This is a genomic window from Streptomyces sp. NPDC107654 (assembly GCF_055639035.1).
This window is the reverse complement of record NZ_JBVKBI010000008.1, coordinates 17,790-37,024: the sequence shown is the minus strand read 5'-3', so window position 1 is coordinate 37,024 and position 19,235 is coordinate 17,790. Positions and strand designations below refer to the sequence as shown.

The window sequence follows — 19,235 nt, the reverse complement described above, 5'->3', positions numbered from 1 at the left end:
TTCCTTCCTGCCGGTCTCCCCGGGTCAGGCCAGCAGCTCCACCTCCGCCAGGACCGACTCGCCGTCCAGGAGCAGGCGGTACCGCGGGTACGTGCCCGGGGCGGCGATGGTGAAGGCGCGGGTCTGGCGGTCCCAGGTGAAGGTCTCGCCGGAGCGTCGGTCCAGGGTGTGCCACTTCGCGCCGTCGGCGGAGCCCTGGAGGGTCCAGCCGGTCGGTGCCTTCGTGCGGTCGGCGCCCGAGGTCAGCGTGTACTGGACCGGCTTGACGGCACCCGCGGCCGGGAGGTCCGCCGAGGTGACCGTGGCGCTCGTCGCCGAGGTGTCGTCGAAGAGGGCGCCGGCGCCCTTCAGGACGTCCGCACGGGGCGTCGGCACCTTGTCGTCCCGGGTGATCGAGACCGGCGCCGCGTTCCCGCCCGTGCCCCACGCCGACGGCTTGGAGCCCATCGAGAAGTCCAGCACCCCGCCCTTGGACAGCAGGGAGTGGGGCAGGGAGGTCGACGTCCACGGGAGGCCGTTGAACCTCACGCCCTGGACGTAGACGTTCCTCGCGCTGTTCTTCGGTGCCCGGATCACCAGGTCCCGGCCGTTCTCCAGGTGCACGGTGACCTTCCTGAACAGCGGGGAGCCGATGGCGTACTCGCCGCTGCCCATGACCAGCGGGTAGAAGCCGAGCGCGGAGAAGAGGTACCAGGCCGACTGCTCGCCGTTGTCCTCGTCGCCGTGGTAGCCCTGCCCGATCTCGCTGCCGGTGTACAGCCGGGAGAGCGCCTCACGGACGTACGCCTGCGCCTTCCAGGGCTCGCCGGCCGCGTCGTACATGTAGATGACGTGGTGCGCGACCTGGTTGGAGTGGCCGTACATGCCCATCCGGACGTCCCGCGCCTCGGTCATCTCGTGGATGACACCGCCGTAGGAGCCCACGTGGTCGGGGGAGGCCGTCTCCGGGGTGGCGAAGTACTCGTCCAGCTTGTCTCCGAGGCCCCGCCGGCCGCCGTACAGGTTGGCCAGGCCCCGGCTGTCCTGCGGGGCGGTGAAGGCGTAGCCCCAGCCGTTGGTCTCCGTGTAGTCGTAGCCCCACTCGCGCGGGTCGTACGCCGCGGACGGCACGCGCCAGTCGCCCTTGGCGTCCCGGCCCTGGAAGAAGCCGGCCCCGGTGTCGAACAGCTTCACGTAGTCCCGTGCCCGGTTGAGGAAGTACTGCGACTCCTCCTGGTAGCGCTTGTCGCCCGTCTTCTTGTACAGCGCCTCGCCCATCCGCGCGATGCCGTAGTCGTTGACATAGCCCTCCATCGCCCACGACAGGCCCTCGTGCGTGTCGGTCGAGGTGTAGCCGAGGAAGGGGGAGGTGGCCATGCCCTTGCGGCCCACGCCGGACGCCGGCGGCACGACGGTCGCGTTCTTCACGGCCGCGTCGTACGCCGCCTTCGCGTCGAACCTGACGCCCTTGACGTAGGCGTCGGCGAACGCCACGTCCGAGGAGGTGCCGGTCATCAGGTCGGCGTAGCCGGGGGAGGACCAGCGGGAGGTCCAGCCACCGTCCTTGTACTGCTGCACGAACCCGTCGACCATGTCGCCCGCCTGGGACGGCGTCAGGAAGGAGTACGCCGGCCAGGTGGTGCGGTAGGTGTCCCAGAACCCGTTGTTGACGTACACCCTGCCGTCCACGATCTTCGCGCCGGTGCGGGTCGGGGTGTCCGGGCCCGGCATGGGGGAGAACGGCGAGGCGTAGCGGTCCTTGCCGTCGACCCGCTCGAAGCCGGAGTTGGGGTACAGGTACAGCCGGTACATCCCGGAGTACAGCGTGGTCAGCTGGTCCGGGGTCGCGCCCTCCACCTCGACCTTGCCGAGCAGGCCGTCCCAGGCGCGCTGGGCGTGCTCCCTGACCGTGTCGAAGGAGGTGCCGTCCGGGACCTCCTGGCGCAGGTTCTCCTTCGCCTGGTCGAGGCCGATCAGCGAGGTCGCCAGGCGCAGGGTCACGGTGCGGTCGGCGCCCGCGTCGAAGCGGAGGAAGCCCTTCACCCCGCTGGAGCCGCCGTCGGTGACCGGCCTGTCGAACTCGCCGTACACGAACAGCCGGGTCGCGCCCGTCGACAGGCCCGACTTCACGTCCGAGTAGCCGGTGACGACCCCGTGCTCCTTGTCGAGCGTCAGCCCGGCCTGTTCGGTGACGTTGTCGAACAGCACGCTCGCGTCGTCCCCGGGATAGGTGAAGCGGAGGACGGCCGCGTGGTCGGTCGGGGTCATCTCCGCCTTGACACCGTTCTCGAACCGCACCCCGTAGTAGTACGGCCGCGCGGTCTCGTTCTCGTGCCGGAACGGCAGTTCCCGCGCCTCGCGGCCGGTGTCCGGGGTGCCGGACGCGGCCGACGGCATCAGCTGGAAGGTCTGCCGGTCGCCCATCCAGGGGCTCGGCTCATGGCTCGCGCTGAAGGCCTGGATCGTCGGCAGGTTGTCGGCGTTGTTCGCACGTGCGTACTCGTACAGCCAGCTCAGCGAGGACGCGTTGGTCACCGGCGTCCAGAAGTTGAAGCCGTGCGGCAGGGCGGTCGCCGGGAAGTTGTTGCCGCGCGAGAAGCTGCCGCTGGAGTTGGTGCCACGGGTGGTCAGCGCGTAGTCCGACAGGTGCGCCTTCGGCTTCTCGGGCGCCACCGGCCCCAGGGCCACGTCGTCCAGCCAGCCGCGGAACTTCGCCGGGCCGTCGGGGGAGTCGTACGCCACCAGGATCCGGTCGACGGTCCGGCCGGCCGCGACCGAGCCGATCCGCGCGCTCACGTTGTTCCACTGGTTGACGTACAGGGCCTTCGACGCGCCCTGCCCGCGCGGGGAGAGCGGGAAGCCGTGCTGGTCCAGGGCGCCGAGGTCGCTCAGGTAGGTGCCGTCGGTGAACGCCAGGTCGACGGAGACGTTCGTGGCGTCGTAGTCGCGGTCGCCGTCGGCCATCGACGGGAAGATCCGGTACGACAGCCGGGTGTCGCCGCCGACCTCCACGTTCACGTCGAAGACCCTGTTGTACGAGTAGGCCCGGCCGGACGCCGTGTGCCGGCCGGCGTAGCGCAGGGCACGCTTTCCGGTGAACCCGGCCCGTGCCTTCGCCGTCGGAGAACCGCTCGGGCCCTTGTCGACCAGGGTCAGCATGTCCTGCGGCACCGGTCCGCCGGCACCTCCCGTGGACAGCTGCACATCGGCCAGCTGCAGGATGTCCGGGGCGCCGGCGTTCCTCGTCACCTCCAGCCGGAAGTACTGGTACTCCGCCGGTTCGGCGAGGTCGTACGACTGCGTCCGGAACCGCTCGGAGAAGGTCTCGCCCGAGCGGGTGTCGACCGTCTTCCAGTCCTTGCCGTCGGTGGAGCCCTTCAGGGTCCAGTCCCTGGGGTCGCGCTCGGCGTTGTCGTTGGCCGAGGTGAGCGCGTACGTCGCTATCTTGATGGGCTTGTCCAGATCGAACTCGACCCAGCCGGTGGGGGCGAAGGTCAGCCACTTGGTGCCGGGTTCGCCGTCCACGAGGTTCTCCTTGACCTCGCCGGCGCCCGTGTTCTCGGCGCTCGCCCGGACCTCGGTGACATGGTCGGTGACGTTGCCCGGGATACCGGTGCTGTAGCCGCCGTCGACGCCGGAGGAGCGCGGGGTGCCGTCCGCTCCGGTGTCGACGGTGTTCAGCCAGTCCGGCGCCGGATCGCCCGCCTCGAACGAGGATGCGAACTCCCGGTCGGGTGCCGGAGCCCCGGTGGGCAGGGCCACCGCGGCGCCCTGCCCGCCGACGGCCATGACAAAGGCGGCCGTGAGGACGGCCGCCGGGGTCCATCTGTGCCGCGTTCTCCGCTGCATCTCAAGGATTTCCCCTCCTGCGCCCCCTTCGGACAACGTTGTCAGCTACGGGCGCAGGAACCAGTAGGTGGTCAAGTGGCCCGTGATGTCAAGGGCGTTGGCCGTGGCATTCAGGGAGTTATGTCGCGACTTTTTCCGTCGGGCCGTCCTTGGGGCCGCCATATTTCCGCGAGGTCTCAACTCGGAAAAGACCCGGAGCGAACCCTGCTTTCGATCTTGCTCCGCCGACGGGAAGTGGACTATACCTGTCGGCGTTTCCAGCACGACCCAGCACTACCCGACAGCGGTGCCGGGGAGGATCCGGTTCACCGCCTGAGTCCTGGAGAAGGCGAGGACTTGAGCATGGGATCCACTGAGCACCACGGTGTTGAAGGTGTGGGCCGTCGTGATCTGATCAAGCGGTCCACGGCACTCGGTCTGGTCGCGGTTCCCGGAATGGGCCTGCTGTCCGCCTGTGCCAGCGGCGGCGGCAGCGATGACTCGGACGAGGGCAACACCAAGGGAAAGACGTCCAAGGACAACCCGTTCGGCGCCAAGAAGGGCAGCAAGCTCGACGTCGTCGTCTTCAAGGGCGGATACGGCGACGACTACGCCAAGGCGTGGGAGGCCGACTTCGGCAGGAAGCTCGGCATCACCTCCACCCACACCGGCACCCAGGAGATCACCGGCAAGCTCCAGCCGCGCTTCAACGCGGGCAATCCGCCGGACCTCGTGGACGACTCCGGCGCGCAGAAGATCAACGTCGACGTCCTGTACAAGAACGGGCAGCTGCTGGACCTCGCCGAGGTGCTGGACGCGCCCTCGGTGGACGACCCCGCGAAGAAGGTCCGCGACACCCTGATCCCCGGCACGCTCGACCCGGGCATGCAGGAGGGCAAGGTCGTCGCGCTGAACTACATCTACACGGTCTGGGGGCTGTGGTACTCCGGCAAGCTCTTCAAGGACAAGGGCTGGCAGGAGCCCAAGACCTGGGCCGACCTCCTCGCCATCTGCAAGGACGCCAAGTCCCAGGGCATCGGCGGCCTCGCCCACCAGGGCAAGTACCCGTACTACATCAACGTCGCCATCATGGACCTGATCGCCAAGAAGGGCGGCCTGGACGCCATGAAGGCGATCGACAACCTCGACCCCAGGGCGTTCGTCGGCTCCGACGCCGCGCAGGAGGCCATCGAGGCCGTCTACGAGGTGGTCGAGAAGGGTTATCTGATGCCCGGTACGAACGGTCTGACCCACACCGAGTCCCAGACCCGCTGGAACCAGTACAAGGCGGTGTTCATCACCTCCGGTTCCTGGCTGGAGAACGAGCAGCTCAAGCAGACGCCGGCCGACTTCGACATGAAGTTCCTGCCGATGCCGCTGCTGCCCGGCAGCAAGCTGCCGTTCGAGGCGATCCGGGCGGGCTCGGGCGAGCCGTTCGTCATCCCGGCCAAGGCGAAGAACCTGCCGGCCGCCCAGGAGTTCATGCGCCGCATGCTGTCCAAGGAGTGGTCGACGCTCTTCGCCAAGCAGGCGAACTCGCTGACGATCCTGAAGGACGGCGTCGATCCGGGCGTCCGCCTGCGGCCGGGTACGCAGTCCACGGTGGAGGCGTCCAAGGCGGCCGGTGACAACACCTTCCGGTACCTGTACACGGAGTGGTACAGCGAGATGGGGACGGCCATCGAGGCCGCGTCCAACGAGCTGATGGCCAAGCGGATTCAGCCGAAGGAGTGGCTGAAGAGGTGTCAGGCGGCGGTGGACAAGCAGGCCAAGGACCCCGCGTCCAAGAAGAACCACCGGGATTAGGTTCGCCTGGTCGTCGCGGGGGCGCGGGTACAGCCCCGCGCCCCTTGGGGCGCTCCGATACAGGGCAGGGAAAAGGCCATGCGCAAAGGGCAGTACCGGTTCGTCGCGGGGTTTCTCCTCGTTCCCGTGGCGCTTTACGTGATCTTCGTGATCTGGCCGTACATCCAGACGTTCGGCTATTCGCTGACCGACTGGAAGGGGCAGTCACAGACGTTCCGCTTCATTGGTCTGGACAATTACAGGAAGCTGTTCCAGGACGACGTCTTCCTGGAGGCCATCTGGCACAACATCCTCTTCCTGATCTTCATCCCGGTGATCACGATCCTGCTCGCCCTGTTCTTCGCCTTCATGCTGAACGCGGGCGGGCGCGGACGGGCCGGCGGGGTGCAGGGGGTCGCCGGGGCGAAGTTCTACAAGGTCCTCTACTTCTTTCCGCAGGTGCTGTCGCTGGCCATCCTCGCCGTGCTGTTCAACGCGGTGTACCGCAGTGACGGCGGCGGTCTGCTCAACGGCTTCCTGATCAAGCTCGGCCTGGTCGACGCCGACAACCCCGTGGAGTGGCTCAACGAGCCGAACATGGTCCTGTGGGCGCTGCTGCTGGTCGTGGTGTGGCACGGCGTCGGCTTCTACCTGGTGCTGTTCTCGGCCGCCATGCAGTCCATCCCGAGGGACATCTACGAGGCCGCCCTGATCGACGGGGCGAGCCGCAACCAGTCCTTCTTCCGCATCACCCTGCCACTGCTGTGGGACTCGGTGCAGACCGCCTGGGTCTACCTCGGCATCGTCGCCATGGACATGTTCGTACTGGTCTCCTCGATGACCCAGAACATGGGCGCCTACGGCGGCGGCCCGGACCACCACAGCGACGTGATGTCGACGGTGATGATGCGGAACTTCCTCTACTACGGCAGGAGCGGCTACGCCTGTGCCATGGGCGTGGTCATGCTGCTGCTCACGCTGGTCCTGTCCGTGGTCACGCTGCGCGCCACCCGCCGCGAGCGCATCGAGTTCTGAGCGGAGCGACGACGATGAGCGCACCCATCAAGGAGACCGCCCCCGCACCGGCCGGGCGGACGATGGCCAAGGCCCCCGCCCGGCCGGGCGACCGCCGCAGCGAGGGCGTGGTCCTGAACGTCTTCTCCCACGGGTTCCTCGCCCTGTGGGCCCTGCTGATCGTGCTGCCGCTGCTGTGGCTGGTGCTCAGCTCCTTCAAGACCGACGCCCAGATCGGCGGCTCCGCCTTCGGCTGGCCGGAGAACTGGACCCTCGACGTCTTCCGCCGGGCCTGGGACAAGGGCATCGGGGACTACTTCCTCAACACCGTGATCGTCCTGGTCTTCTCCGTGCCGCTGACCATGCTGTTCGGGTCGATGGCCGCGTACGTGCTGGCCCGGTACCGGTTCTGGGGCAACCGGCTGCTCTACTACTTCTTCGTGGCCGGCGCGATGTTCCCGGTCTTCCTGGCCCTGGTCCCGCTGTTCTTCATGGTCAAACGGCTGGACATGCTGAACACCTACCAGGGGCTGATCCTGGTCTACATCGCCTACTCGATGCCGTTCACGGTGTTCTTCATGCACGCCTTCTTCCGGACCCTGCCCACGGCGGTCTTCGAGGCGGCGGTCCTGGACGGAGCCTCGCACACCCGCACCTTCTTCCAGGTGATGCTGCCGATGGCGAAACCCGGGCTGATCAGCGTGGGGATCTTCAACACTCTCGGGCAGTGGAACCAGTTCATCCTGCCCACGGTGCTGATGCAGCCGCAGAGCGGTGACGACCCCGAGCGATACGTCCTCACCCAGGGGCTGATCCAGCTGCAACAGCAGCAGGGATACGCCTCCGACCTGCCTGTTCTCTTCGCGGGTGTGACGATCGCGATGATCCCGATGCTGGTGGTCTACCTGTCCTTCCAGCGTCAGGTGCAGGCGGGCCTGACCTCGGCCACCCTGAAGTAACCGCACCCGCCGACCGTCCGTACGCACGCCGTCCCCGGCCCCGGGGGCGGCGTGCGCGCGCGTGTACCGGGTACCCCGAAACGGTTCAACCTCTTGACGTAAGTCGCCCCGAACGGCTCAGCTTAGAGTTCACTAGTTGGACATACACGGGGCCTCGCCGAAGCGGCCCCGCGCTCAGGAGGTCGTCGTGGAGACTCCAGGGTCGCAGTCATCACTGCACCGAGCCAACCTGGAGCGGGTCGTCCGGGCCGTACGCCTGGCCGGTTCTCTCACGCAGGCGGAGATCGCGCGGACGACCGGGCTGTCCGCAGCGACGGTCTCCAACATCGTGCGGGAACTGAAGGACGGTGGAACCGTCGAGGTCACGCCCACCTCGGCGGGCGGGCGGCGCGCCCGCAGCGTCAGCCTCAGCGGGGACGCGGGCATCGTGATCGGTGTCGATTTCGGGCACACCCACCTGCGGGTCGCGGTCGGGAACCTCGCCCACCAGGTGCTGGCCGAGGAGGCCGAGCCGCTGGACGTGGACGCCTCCGCCGACCAGGGCTTCGACCGGGCCGAACAGCTGGTCAACCGGCTGATCGCGGCAACGGGGGTGGACCGGTCCAAGGTGGCCGGCGTGGGGCTCGGCGTGCCGGGTCCGATCGACGTGGAGTCGGGCACGCTCGGATCCACCGCGATCCTGCCCGGCTGGGGCGGCACCAAGCCCGCCGAAGAGCTGCGCGAACGGCTCGGCGTGCCCGTGCACGTGGACAACGACGCCAACCTCGGCGCCCTCGGCGAGCTGGTCTGGGGCAGCGGCAAGGGCGTGCGGGACCTGGCGTACATCAAGGTCGCGAGCGGTGTCGGTGCCGGTCTGGTGATCGACGGGAAGATCTACCGCGGCCCGGGCGGCACCGCCGGAGAAATCGGACATATTACACTCGATGAATCCGGCCCGGTCTGCCGCTGCGGGAACCGCGGCTGCCTGGAGACGTTCGCGGCGGCACGCTACGTGCTCCCGCTGCTCCAGCCCAGCCACGGTGCCGACCTGACGATGGAAGGCGTCGTACGGCTGGCCAGGGACGGGGATCCGGGCTGCCGTCGGGTGATCGCCGACGTCGGCCGCCACATCGGCAGTGGAGTGGCCAATCTCTGCAATCTGCTGAACCCGAGCCGGGTGGTCCTCGGCGGTGATCTCGCCGAGGCCGGTGAGCTGGTGCTCGGGCCCATCAGGGAGTCCGTCGGCCGCTACGCCATCCCCAGTGCGGCGCGCCAACTGTCCGTTCTTCCCGGGGCGCTCGGCGGCCGCGCGGAGGTGCTCGGAGCGCTCGCCCTCGCACTCAGCGAGATGGGCGATTCGACCCTTTTGGAGGGTGCGCTCTCCGTGGCGGCTCCTGCCTTCACTTAGAGAACGGATGGCACCGTTGCCATCTCGTTAAGGATTTACTTCTTGACGTCGCACGTGTGGCCGAGTTGACTTCCAGCCACCTCGGCCGCAACGACGCGGCCTCGTCAGGGAGGTTTTCGAAGTGAACGCACGTATGCGTCGTGCCGCCGTTGCCGTTGCCGCCGGAGCGATGGCCGTCTCGCTGGCCGCCTGTGGCAGCGCCAAGGAGTCGAAGGGCAACGACGACTCTTCCTCTGCGTCGGCCAAGAAGGGCGACGACATCAAGGTCGGCCTGCTCCTTCCGGAGAACAAGACCGCGCGGTACGAGAAGTTCGACAAGCCGCTGATCGAGAAGAAGATCAGTGAGCTGACGAACGGCAAGGCCAAGGTCGAGTACAACAACGCCCGCCAGGACGCGAACCTCCAGGCCCAGCAGGTGGACACCATGATCACCAACAAGGTGGACGTCCTGATCGTGGACGCGGTGGACGCCAAGGCCATCCAGAACTCCGTCCAGAAGGCCGTGGACCAGGGCATCAAGGTCGTCGCCTACGACCGCCTCGCCGAGGGCCCGATCAGCGCCTACACCTCGTTCGACAACGAGGAGGTCGGCCGGACCCAGGGCAACGCCCTGCTGAAGGCGCTGGGCGGCAAGGCCACCAAGTCCTCCAAAATCGTCATGATCAACGGCTCGGTAACCGACCCGAACGCCGCCCAGTTCAAGAAGGGCGCGCACTCCGTCCTCGATGGCAAGGTCACCATCGCCAAGGAGTTCGACACCAAGGAGTGGTCGCCGGACAACGCCAACTCCGAGATGGAGGCGGCGATCTCCGCAGTCGGCAAGAAGAACATCGTGGGCGTCTACTCCGCCAACGACGGCATGGCCGGCGGTATCATCACCGCCCTCAAGGCCGCCGGTCTGAACGTCCCGGTCACCGGCCAGGATGCCGAGCTGGCCGGTGTGCAGCGCATCGTCGCCGGTGACCAGTACATGAGCGTCTACAAGCCGTACGCCCCGGAGGCCGACGCCGCCGCCGAGATGGCCGTCGCGCTCGCCCAGGGCAAGTCGCTGGACTCCGTCGCCAAGGACAAGGTCTCCAGCGGCTCCCAGAAGGACGTGCCCTCGGTCCTGGTCCCGGTCACCTCGCTGACCAAGGACAACATCAAGGACACCGTCATCAAGGACGGCGTCTACACCGTCGCCGACATCTGCACCGGCAAGTACAAGGCCGCCTGCGACAAGCTCGGCCTCAAGTAAGCAGTCCGCAGTCCCCTCCGGCCCGCCGGCGCTCATTGCCTGAACGCCCGCGGCGGAGGTGACCGGCTGCCCCAGGCTCCTCCGGCGCCCCACGCAATCGACAGCCCCGCAAGCTCGGCGCGGGGCGCCGGACGGAAACTCCCCCCTAAACTTCTGCACAACCTCCCGCCGGGGTCAGGCTCGGGCGGCGAAGGAGATGGTTCACGTGTCCGCTACGCCCGTGCTGGCGTTGCGCGGGGTCTCCAAGCGGTTCGGTGCCGTTCAGGCGCTCACCGACGTAGAGCTTGAGGTCCACGCCGGTGAGGTGGTCGCCCTGGTCGGCGACAACGGCGCCGGAAAGTCCACGCTGGTCAAGACGATCGCCGGCGTCCACCCCATCGACGAGGGCGTCATCGAGTGGGACGGCAAGCCCGTCTCGATCAGCCGCCCGCACGACGCCCAGGCGCTGGGCATCGCGACGGTCTACCAGGACCTCGCGCTGTGCGACAACATCGACGTCGTCGGCAACCTGTTCCTCGGTCGTGAGCTGAGGAAGTGGGGCGTGCTGGACGAGGTCGAGATGGAGCGCCGCTCCCGCGAACTGCTCACCACGCTGTCGATCCGCATCCCGAGCGTCCGCATCCCGATCGCCTCGCTCTCCGGCGGTCAGCGCCAGACCGTGGCCATCGCCCGCTCCATGCTCGGCGAGCCCAAGCTGGTCATCCTGGACGAGCCGACCGCCGCCCTCGGCGTCGAGCAGACCGCCCAAGTCCTCGACCTCGTGGAGCGGCTGCGCGAGCGTGGCCACGCCGTCATCCTCATCAGCCACAACATGGCGGACGTGAAGGCCGTGGCGGACAAGGTCGCCGTCCTGCGCCTCGGCCGCAACAACGGCGTCTTCGAGGTCAAGACGACCTCGCAGGAGGAGATCATCTCCGCCATCACCGGCGCCACCGACAACGCCGTGACCCGCCGTGCGGCGCGCACGACCGGGGAGGTTTCCAAGTGAGCATCGACAAGACCTCCGCGAACGTCGGCAAGACGTCCGACGAGCCGCAGGACGCTCCGGTCGTCAACCCGGAGGCCGCGGCCTCCGCGGTCACCGCCGTCGACCCCCGCCTGCTGGTGCAGCAAGAGGGTCTGCTCGGCTATTGGCACGAGTTCAAGCGCAAGATGAAGTCCGGCGAGCTGGGCTCCCTGCCGGTCGTCGTGGGCCTCGCGCTCATCTGCGTGATCTTCCAGGTGCTGAACTCGAACTTCCTGTCCGCGCAGAACATCAACGACGTCACCGTCACGATGGTCGGCACGGGCATGATCTCGGTCGGCATCGTCTTCGTGCTGCTGCTCGGCGAGATCGACCTGTCGGTCGGCTCGGTCAGCGGTGCCGCCAGCGCCCTCATGGCCGTCCTCGCGGTCAACCAGGGCTGGCCGGAGTGGGCGGCCGTCCTCCTCGCCATCGGTGCCGGTGTCGCCATCGGCGCGCTGCACGGCTTCTTCTTCGCGGTGCTCGGCGCCCCCGCCTTCGCCGTCACGCTGGCCGGCCTGCTGTTCTGGCTCGGCTTCATGCTGAAGGTGCTGGGCGAGGACGGCACGATCAACCTCGACGGCGACGGCCTGGTCGCCAAGCTGACCACGTACTACTTCTCGGACATCGCCGCCGCGTACGGACTCGCCGTGGTCGTGGTCGCCGTGTTCTTCCTCGCCTCCTTCCTCGGCAACAAGCGCCGGGAGGCCGCGGGCGTGCCGTCCCGGCCGCTCAGCGACACCGTGCTGCGGACGGTGCTGCTGGCCGTGATCGCCTTCGCCGCGGCCTACATGTACAACCAGTACAAGGGCCTGCCGCTGGCCACGGTGATCTTCCTGGCCTTCTTGGTCGCGACCGACTTCCTGCTGCGGCGCACCGCCTACGGCCGCAAGATCTTCGCGCTCGGCGGCAGCGTCGAGGCGTCCCGGCGTGCGGGTATCAACGTCACGGCGGTGCGGATCTCCGTCTTCGCGATCTCCGGCGGTTTCGCGGCGGTCGGCGGTCTCTTCCTGGCCTCGAAGATCGCCTCGGCGAACCAGAGCGCCGGCACGGGTGACCTGCTGATGAACGCGATCGCCGCGGCGGTCATCGGCGGTACGTCGCTGTTCGGCGGGCGCGGCCGCACGTGGAACGCGCTGCTGGGTGTGCTGGTGATCGTGTCCATCCAGTACGGGCTGCAGCTGCAGTCCATCGCGGAGCCGGTGAAGTACATGATCACCGCGGCGGTTCTGCTCACCACGGTCGTGATCGACTCGATCACCCGCAAGACGCAGAAGACCGCTGGTCGCGCCTGAGTGGGACAACCAGAGCGAAAGCGGGACTGCCCCGGTGCCTTCCAGGCGCTGGGGCAGTCCCGTTCCGTATCGGCGGGCGCCGGTTCGGGCGACTGTGCCGCACCCTCCCGTCTGGTACGGCCCCATCTCCCGTGACGGCGAACGGAACTGTCAGTGAGTCAGGTCCGGTGTGGTAATCCACCTGCTTCGTGATCGGGTGCGGGACGTCTGTCGGCCCGCAATGAACAGGGAGGAATGTATGAAGGCAAATTCTGGCAGCCGCAGGGTCTGCCGTGCTCATGGTGACCACGTTCTTGACGGCGCCCGCGCTGGCGGACTCCGAGGCCGGTCCTCCCGCCGTGGCCGCCTGGCAGGCGCCGGTCACGCCGCAAGCCACTGACCGTGTCCTGTACGATGTCGACTTTTTCGTCGGCGAGCGGGTGGGCGCGAAAGACGTACGGAAGTTGAAGCTCAAGCCCAAGAAGGCATGGGACGAGCTGCACCGCTGCTTCAACTGCAGCTTCCCGGTGGACGGCGCACCGAAGAAGTTCCCCAAGGAGAACCAGTACATCAAGCTCAAGGCCTGTGGCATCGGCCACCTCGGGTGCAAGAACGCCCCGGTCCGTTACCACAAGAGCAACAGCTACAAGTACACCTGGTTCTTCCTCGCGCAGAAGGGGCACTTCGACGGCAAGGACTCGATGGTCCGGTTCCGCTTCTACAATGACAAGCAAGGATTCCTGCGTCTGAAGGTATACGCGACCGTCACCCACCCCACTATCCCGGATGCGATCAACAGGGAGTTCGCCACCAATAAGTGGCGGGCCTTCGCCCACATCCTGGGCATGCACCTGGAATAGGAGGGCCGCCGCGGGGCCGGACCTCACCGGCTCCGCGGCCGACAGGCGGCTTTCCGTGGTGAGTGCGGCCAGTCACACGGCTGACCGGGCGTGAGGAGTCCACCAGTCATGGGATTCTCCTGGTTGTCGAGTGGGGGGCCCGCATCGCCCGATCGGGTGCGGCCCGCTCGTCGACCTGGAGCACTGCGCGCCACGCCGGAAGATTAGACTCGTCCAAGCCCGGCGAAAGCTCGATCAGCTCTATTGCAAGGAGGCACGGGTGCCGCTGCTGACCCGCATCACGGGACCGCGCGATCTGGACCGGCTCAGCCTGGACGAGCTGAACCAGCTGGCGGAGGAGATCCGGACCTTCCTCGTCCAGGAGGTCTCCAAGACCGGCGGGCACCTGGGCCCCAACCTCGGTGTGGTGGAGCTGACCATCGCCCTGCACCGGGTCTTCGAGTCCCCGAAGGACAAGGTGCTGTGGGACACCGGCCACCAGTCCTACGTGCACAAGCTGCTCACCGGCCGGCAGGACTTCTCGCGGCTGAAGATGAAGGGCGGCCTGTCGGGCTACCCCTCGCAGTCCGAGTCCGAGCACGACGTCATCGAGAACAGCCACGCCTCCACCGTGCTCGGCTGGGCCGACGGCATCGCCAAGGCCAACCAGCTGCGCAAACAGGACAGCCACGTGGTCGCGGTCATCGGTGACGGCGCCCTGACCGGCGGGATGGCCTGGGAGGCGCTCAACAACATCGCCGAGGCCAAGGACCGGCCGCTGGTCATCGTCGTCAACGACAACGAGCGCTCCTACGCCCCGACCATCGGCGGGCTCGCCAACCACCTGGCGACGCTGCGCACCACGGACGGCTACGAGCGCTTCCTCGCCCGGACGAAGGACATCCTCGACCGCACCCCGGTCGTCGGAAAGCCGCTGTACGAGACGCTGCACGGCGCCAAGAAGGGGCTGAAGGACTTCATCGCCCCGCAGGGCATGTTCGAGGACCTGGGGCTGAAGTACGTCGGCCCGATCGACGGGCACGACATCGAGGCGCTGGAGTCGGCGCTGGCCCGGGCCAAGCGGTTCGGCGGGCCCGTCATCGTGCACTGCCTGACCGAGAAGGGCCGCGGCTACCAGCCCGCCCTCCAGGACGAGGCCGACCGCTTCCACGCCGTCGGCAAGATCCACCCGGACACCGGGCTGCCGATCGCCTCCTCCGGCGCCGACTGGACCTCCGTCTTCGGCGAGGAGATGGTCAGGCTCGGCGAGGAGCGCGAGGACATCGTCGCGATCACCGCGGCCATGCTCCAGCCCGTGGGCCTCGACAAGTTCGCCAAGCGGTTCCCCGAGCGGGTGTACGACGTCGGGATCGCCGAGCAGCACGGCGCCGTCTCCGCGGCGGGCCTCGCCCACGGCGGGCTGCACCCCGTCTTCGCCGTGTACGCCACCTTCCTCAACCGCGCCTTCGACCAGGTCCTCATGGACGTGGCCCTGCACAGGTGCGGGGTGACCTTCGTCCTGGACCGGGCCGGCGTCACCGGCACCGACGGCGCCTCCCACAACGGCATGTGGGACATGTCGATCCTCCAGGTGGTGCCGGGGCTGCGGCTCGCCGCGCCGCGCGACGCCGACCAGGTGCGGGCCCAGCTGCGCGAGGCCGTCGCCGTCGAGGACGCGCCGACCGTGGTCCGCTTCTCCAAGGGCGCCGTCGGCCCCGCCGTACCCGCCGTGGGCCGGGTCGGGGGCATGGACGTGCTCCGGGAGCCGGGCACCGACCGGCCGGACGTGCTGCTGGTCTCCGTGGGCGCGCTCGCCCCGATGTGCCTGGAGATCGCCGAGCTGCTGGACCGGCAGGGCATCTCCACCACCGTCGTCGACCCCCGCTGGGTCAAGCCCGTCGACGAGGCCATGGCCCCGCTCGCCGAGCGGCACCGGGTCGTCGTCACCGTCGAGGACAACAGCCGCGTCGGCGGTGTCGGCTCCGCGATCGCCCAGGCCCTCAGGGACGCGGGGGTGGACGTGCCGCTGCGCGACTTCGGCATCCCGCCGCGCTTCCTCGACCACGCCTCCCGCGCCGAGGTGCTCGCCGAGATCGGGCTGACCGCGCCGGACATCGCCCGCCAGGTCACCGGGCTGGTCGCACGGATCGACGGCCGGTTCGACCGGGCCGCCGGCGCGGTGGACTCCGTGGAGCCCGCGCGCGACTAGAACGCGACCGGAAAACGCCCCCACGGGCCGGTTACGCCGCTCCTCCCGGTGGCGGAACCGGCCCGTTTGCGTGAACCTGCCTGTGCCGGGGAATACGCTCCCCGACCCTCTCGATCATGTTGAGCCATATCGAGGCCTCACAAGGCGTGGGAGGCAGGAACGTGAGCAACGCGCTGTTCCGCACGAAGAACGTCGAGCAGTCCATCCTGGACACCGAGGAACCCGAGCATTCGCTCAAGAAGTCGCTGACCGCCCTGGACCTCACCGTCTTCGGCGTCGGCGTGATCATCGGTACCGGCATCTTCGTCCTCACCGGCACGGCCGCCAAGAACACCGCGGGTCCCGCCGTCGCCCTGTCCTTCGTCGTGGCCGGTGTCGTCTGCGCGCTCGCCGCCCTCTGCTACGCCGAATTCGCCTCCACGCTCCCCGTGGCGGGCTCCGCCTACACCTTCTCCTACGCCTCGCTCGGCGAACTCCCCGCCTGGATCATCGGCTGGGACCTGGTCCTGGAACTGGCGCTGGGCACGGCGGTGGTCGCGGTCGGCTGGTCCGGCTACATCCACTCGCTGCTCGACAACGCGGGCTGGCACCTGCCCGAGGCGCTCTCCGGCCGGGACGGCGCCCACGGCTTCGGGTTCGACATCCTCGCCGCGGCCCTCGTGCTGCTGCTCACCGCGATCCTCGTCGTGGGCATGAAGCTCTCCGCGCGGGTCACCTCCGTGGTCGTCGCGATCAAGGTGGCCGTGGTCCTCGTCGTGATCATCGCCGGTGCCTTCTTCATCCACGGCGGCAACTACGACCCGTTCATCCCGAAGGCGCAGTCGGCGGAGGCCGGCGGCAACCTCAAGGCGCCCCTGATCCAGCTGATGTTCGGCTGGGCGCCCTCGAACTTCGGCGTCATGGGCATCTTCACCGCGGCGTCCGTGGTGTTCTTCGCGTTCATCGGCTTCGACGTCGTCGCCACCGCCGCCGAGGAGACCCGGCACCCGCAGCGTGACGTGCCGCGCGGCATCCTGGGCTCCCTGATCATCTGCACCGCCCTGTACGTCGCCGTGGCGATCGTCGTGACCGGCATGCAGAAGTACACCGCGCTGTCCGTGGACGCGCCGCTCGCCGACGCGTTCAAGACCACGGGGCACCCCTGGTTCGCGGGCCTGATCAGCTTCGGCGCGGCCGTCGGCCTGACCACCGTCTGCATGATCCTGCTGCTCGGCCAGTCCCGGGTCTTCTTCGCCATGAGCCGCGACGGGCTGCTGCCCCGGTTCTTCTCGCACACCCACCCGAAGTTCCGCACCCCCTACCGGTCGACCATCCTGCTCGGTGTGGTCATCGCGATCGTGGCCGGCTTCACCAGCCTGAGCGAACTGGCCGAGCTGGTGAACATCGGCACGCTCTTCGCGTTCGTCGTCGTCGCGATCAGCGTGATCATCCTGCGCAGGACCCGCCCCGACCTGCCCCGCTCCTTCCGTACCCCCTGGGTCCCGGTCGTCCCGATCGTCTCCGTGTGCGCCACGCTGTGGCTGATGCTCAACCTGCCCGCCGAGACCTGGATCCGGTTCGCCGTCTGGATGGTCATCGGCTTCTTCGTCTACTTCTTCTACGGCCGCTCGCACAGCCGCCTCGCCCGGCGCCAGGAGACCACGGCCGGCGGGGTCCCGCACGAGCCGCGCGAGAAGGGGGTGTAGCGCGCCGCGCGGAAAGGGGGAGTGTCCGAGCCGTCAGGGGCAGTGGCCGAGCCCTGTGAGAACGGGTGCGGTAGCCGAGCCGTGCGAGGACGGCGAGCAGCCCCCGGACTTCCGCTCCCGCCCCGTATGTCCCGCTTCGGCCGGGCCCGCGGGGCCGGATAGCGTGCGGACCATGCTCGCCGCCCCGCTCGCCCCCGCACGGACCACGGCCACCCGGACGGCGTACTGGGTGCGGGTGCTGCCCCTCCTGGCCGCCCTGGCCTGCCTCACCCGGATCCCCTCCTTCGCCCGGCCGCTGTGGAACCCCGACGAGGGCTTCCTCGCCGTCCAGGCCCGGCTGCTCGCCCAGGGCGGACAGCTGTACGAGACGGTCGTGGACCGCAAGCCGCCGCTGCTGCCCTGGCTGTACCAGGCCGCGTTCGCGCTCTGCGGCTCCGGCTCCCTGACCCCGCTCAGGGTCCTCGCCGTCCTCGCCCAGCTGCTCACCGCCGTCCTGCTGGCCTCCCTGGCCCGCCGCCGCTGGGGCGACCGCGCCGGCCGCACCGCCGGGGTGCTGTACCTGCTGGTCTCGGTCGGGCTCAACCCGGAGGACGCGCAGGCCGCCACCTTCGAGGTGTTCATGCTGCCCTGGACGGCCGCCGCCCTGTGGTGCGCCGACCGGGGGCGCTGGGGCGCGGCCGGGGCCGCCGTCGCCGCCGCGTTCCTGACCAAGCAGACCGGCGGCGCGGTCCTGCTGCCGGTGGCCTGGCTGCTGCACCAGCGGGGCGGCACCCGCGCGGGCCTGCCGCGGCTCGCGGCCGGATGCGCCGTCCCGGTGCTCGGCGCGGCCCTGGCGACGGATCCGGCCGGCTTCCTGTTCTGGACGGTGACCGGTTCCGCCGCCTACGCCTCCGTCACCGGCTCCGAACTCCACGTCCTGGCCCGTGCGCTGACCAACACCGTGATCCTGGCGGTCGCGTCGGCGGGGCTGCTCCCGCCGGTCGTAGGCGCCCTGCGCACCACCCGCACCGCGGCGGCCGAGCTGTGGCTGTGGCTGGCCGCCTCTGCGCTCGCGGTGGCCGCCGGCTGCCACTTCTTCGGCCACTACTACCTGCAGCTCACCCCGCCGCTCGCCCTGCTCGCCACCGCCGCGCTGCACGTCCTGCCCGGGGAGCGGCACCCGGCCGCCGTCCTCACCTCGGCCGGCGCCTGCGCCCTCTTCCTCGGCTGGGGTCTTCTCGCCCCGCGCCCCGAACTCGCGCACGCCGAACGGCTGGCGGCGGCCCTCGCGCAGCGCACGGCACCCGCCGACCGGGTCCTCGTCTGGGGCATACACCCGGAGACGTACTGGCTGGCCGGCCGCACCCCCGCCACCCGCTACCTCACCGCGGGCCTGCTCACCAACTACAGCGGCGGCCGGGACGGCCCCCGGGTCGGCGAGGAGTACGCCGTCGCCGGCGCCTGGCCGGTCTTCCGCGGGGAGATGGCCGCGCACGCCCCCGCCCTGATCGTCGACGACTCCCGGGGCAAGCCGTACACCCCCGGCCGCCTGCCCACGCTGCGCCGGCTGCTGGCCGCCGGCTACGAGGAGGTGGGCCGGGTCGACGGCGCGGTGCTGTACGCCCGGGTGCCGGCCGGACAGCGGGCCCGGCTCAGCCCAGGACCGTACGCGGCCCCGCCACCTCGGCCCCCAGCTCCGTCACCCGGCGGCGCAGCTCCCGGTCGGCGGTGACCACCAGGCGGGCCCGGCCGGGGCTGCGGGCGGCCAGCTCCACGATCCGGTCGTCCCCGCTGCCCGGCGCCGACTCCACCCGGACGCCGGGCACGGACGCCACGCCCCGGGCCGCGCCCTCGACCACCAGCACGATCTCCACCGGTCCGGCGTGCCCGGGCAGACCCTCGCTCGCCAGCCGGTCCCGCAGCCGCTCGGCCGCGCCCCGGCGGTCCCGCCACCAGCCGTCGGGCCGGGACCCGACGACGTTCGCGCCGTCCACGACGACGAGCAGCGGGGCGGGGGAGAGCGGGGCGTCCAGGGGGTCCGTCATACGGCAAGGTTC

The 19,235-nt window shown here is 69.3% G+C and carries 13 protein-coding genes; 11 read left to right on the top strand and 2 right to left on the bottom strand.

All coding sequences use genetic code 11. From position 1 onward, the window contains the following. Positions 1–24 precede the first annotated feature (24 nt). Positions 25–3,828: a GH92 family glycosyl hydrolase gene (locus ACZ7N4_RS16355; protein ID WP_471358892.1), complete on the bottom strand. Its 3,804-nt coding sequence runs from the start codon at positions 3,826–3,828 to the stop codon at positions 25–27. Positions 3,829–4,170: 342 nt separating this feature from the next. Between ACZ7N4_RS16355 and ngcE the strand changes: the two genes are divergently transcribed. The 11 genes from ngcE (at position 4,171) to ACZ7N4_RS16300 (ending at position 18,910) form a co-directional block, all read left to right on the top strand. Further along, positions 4,171–5,613 (top strand): N-acetylglucosamine/diacetylchitobiose ABC transporter substrate-binding protein, encoded by a 1,443-nt coding sequence (ngcE, locus tag ACZ7N4_RS16350; RefSeq protein ID WP_471358890.1) that lies wholly within the window; start codon positions 4,171–4,173, stop codon positions 5,611–5,613. 78 nt (positions 5,614–5,691) lie between these two features. Beyond that, on the top strand, positions 5,692–6,627 hold the full coding sequence (locus tag ACZ7N4_RS16345) for a carbohydrate ABC transporter permease (protein WP_471358888.1): 936 nt from the start codon (positions 5,692–5,694) through the stop codon (positions 6,625–6,627). A gap of 14 nt (positions 6,628–6,641) precedes the next feature. Continuing rightward, a complete protein-coding gene (locus tag ACZ7N4_RS16340) occupies positions 6,642–7,565 on the top strand; it encodes a carbohydrate ABC transporter permease (protein ID WP_471358885.1) in 924 nt (307 codons plus the stop codon). A gap of 187 nt (positions 7,566–7,752) precedes the next feature. Continuing rightward, positions 7,753–8,952: an ROK family transcriptional regulator gene (locus ACZ7N4_RS16335; RefSeq protein ID WP_471358882.1), complete on the top strand. Its 1,200-nt coding sequence runs from the start codon at positions 7,753–7,755 to the stop codon at positions 8,950–8,952. A 133-nt stretch (positions 8,953–9,085) separates the two neighbouring features. Continuing rightward, on the top strand, positions 9,086–10,189 hold the full coding sequence (locus tag ACZ7N4_RS16330; RefSeq protein ID WP_471359166.1) for a substrate-binding domain-containing protein: 1,104 nt from the start codon (positions 9,086–9,088) through the stop codon (positions 10,187–10,189). A 196-nt stretch (positions 10,190–10,385) separates the two neighbouring features. After that, positions 10,386–11,177, top strand: coding sequence for an ATP-binding cassette domain-containing protein (locus ACZ7N4_RS16325; protein ID WP_471358879.1), 792 nt, complete (start codon positions 10,386–10,388; stop codon positions 11,175–11,177). Continuing rightward, positions 11,174–12,487, top strand: coding sequence for a sugar ABC transporter permease (locus ACZ7N4_RS16320; protein WP_471358877.1), 1,314 nt, complete (start codon positions 11,174–11,176; stop codon positions 12,485–12,487). The genes ACZ7N4_RS16325 and ACZ7N4_RS16320 overlap by 4 nt, the downstream gene beginning before the upstream one ends. A gap of 278 nt (positions 12,488–12,765) precedes the next feature. Beyond that, positions 12,766–13,326, top strand: a complete 561-nt coding sequence (locus ACZ7N4_RS16315) for a hypothetical protein (RefSeq protein ID WP_471358874.1) — start codon at positions 12,766–12,768, stop codon at positions 13,324–13,326. A 259-nt stretch (positions 13,327–13,585) separates the two neighbouring features. Next, complete coding sequence (gene dxs / locus ACZ7N4_RS16310; protein ID WP_471358871.1) at positions 13,586–15,514, top strand: 1-deoxy-D-xylulose-5-phosphate synthase; 1,929 nt, start codon at positions 13,586–13,588, stop codon at positions 15,512–15,514. Positions 15,515–15,675: 161 nt separating this feature from the next. Beyond that, positions 15,676–17,199 (top strand): amino acid permease, encoded by a 1,524-nt coding sequence (locus ACZ7N4_RS16305; RefSeq protein WP_471358868.1) that lies wholly within the window; start codon positions 15,676–15,678, stop codon positions 17,197–17,199. Positions 17,200–17,371: 172 nt separating this feature from the next. After that, positions 17,372–18,910: an ArnT family glycosyltransferase gene (locus ACZ7N4_RS16300; protein ID WP_471358865.1), complete on the top strand. Its 1,539-nt coding sequence runs from the start codon at positions 17,372–17,374 to the stop codon at positions 18,908–18,910. Here the strand turns inward: ACZ7N4_RS16300 and ACZ7N4_RS16295 are convergent. After that, complete coding sequence (locus ACZ7N4_RS16295) at positions 18,831–19,223, bottom strand: PIN domain-containing protein (RefSeq protein WP_388315536.1); 393 nt, start codon at positions 19,221–19,223, stop codon at positions 18,831–18,833. The genes ACZ7N4_RS16300 and ACZ7N4_RS16295 overlap by 80 nt on opposite strands. Positions 19,224–19,235: the final 12 nt, after the last annotated feature.

Coding starts and splice junctions, on each gene's coding strand:
- ACZ7N4_RS16355 (WP_471358892.1), bottom strand. CDS start 3,828: ATGCAGCGGAGAACGCGGCACAGATGGACCCCGGCGGCCGTCCTCACG.
- ngcE (WP_471358890.1), top strand. CDS start 4,171: ATGGGATCCACTGAGCACCACGGTGTTGAAGGTGTGGGCCGTCGTGAT.
- ACZ7N4_RS16345 (WP_471358888.1), top strand. CDS start 5,692: ATGCGCAAAGGGCAGTACCGGTTCGTCGCGGGGTTTCTCCTCGTTCCC.
- ACZ7N4_RS16340 (WP_471358885.1), top strand. CDS start 6,642: ATGAGCGCACCCATCAAGGAGACCGCCCCCGCACCGGCCGGGCGGACG.
- ACZ7N4_RS16330 (WP_471359166.1), top strand. CDS start 9,086: ATGCGTCGTGCCGCCGTTGCCGTTGCCGCCGGAGCGATGGCCGTCTCG.
- ACZ7N4_RS16325 (WP_471358879.1), top strand. CDS start 10,386: ATGGTTCACGTGTCCGCTACGCCCGTGCTGGCGTTGCGCGGGGTCTCC.
- ACZ7N4_RS16315 (WP_471358874.1), top strand. CDS start 12,766: ATGGTGACCACGTTCTTGACGGCGCCCGCGCTGGCGGACTCCGAGGCC.
- ACZ7N4_RS16300 (WP_471358865.1), top strand. CDS start 17,372: ATGCTCGCCGCCCCGCTCGCCCCCGCACGGACCACGGCCACCCGGACG.
- ACZ7N4_RS16295 (WP_388315536.1), bottom strand. CDS start 19,223: ATGACGGACCCCCTGGACGCCCCGCTCTCCCCCGCCCCGCTGCTCGTC.